Annotated in this window: 1 protein-coding gene; it reads left to right on the forward strand. The window is 66.7% G+C overall.

Features of this window, described 5'->3' with window-relative positions; translation table 11 throughout:
* Positions 1 to 627, forward strand: a 627-nt coding sequence (locus EN879_RS38040) for an aromatic amino acid lyase (protein ID WP_164774953.1), incomplete at both ends; no start/stop codon positions are given.

Raw genomic sequence — 627 nt, forward strand, 5'->3', positions numbered from 1 at the left:
AGACAGCCCCAGAGCGTGTCGAGCGCCGCTCGAGCACTATGACGCGGCGCTCGACACGCTCTGGGGCGATGAGCATGAAACGGCTGCCCTGCAGGGATTGCGGGAGTTTCTGGTTGGCGCCGGCGATGGGCGACGCAACTATCAGGCGCCGGTCAGCTACCGCATCGTGCCGCGCGTCCTCGGCCAGGCGCATCGTGCGCTGGCGACGGCCGAGCGGGCGGCCAATGTGTCGCTGGCCTCGATATCGGACAATCCCGTCTACATCCCGCCCGACGATGCAGATCGGCTCGGCCGCTGCATCTCGACCGGCGGCTATCACAATGCGATGGCAACGCCGGCGCTGGACGATCTGGCGGCGATATGGGCCGACATCTGCCTGCTCTGCGACCGCCACGCCTCGAAGCTTCTGAACGGCAAGGTGTCGCTGCTGCCGGATCTGCTGATGACCGGACGTCACTCAGCCGACAGCGATGGCCATGGCAATGTCGGCTATGTGCCGATGGCGATCACCGGCTATCTCGAGCAGGCCAAGCTGGCCGCACAGCGCACCTTCATTCCGGGCACGGAATCGGCTGGCGCGGGGCAGGACGACGTCGCCACGACGGCGTTCTTCGCATGGGCCAAGGA

The organism is Mesorhizobium sp. M7A.F.Ca.AU.002.02.1.1, from assembly GCF_003998535.1.
Taxonomy (GTDB): domain Bacteria; phylum Pseudomonadota; class Alphaproteobacteria; order Rhizobiales; family Rhizobiaceae; genus Mesorhizobium; species Mesorhizobium ciceri.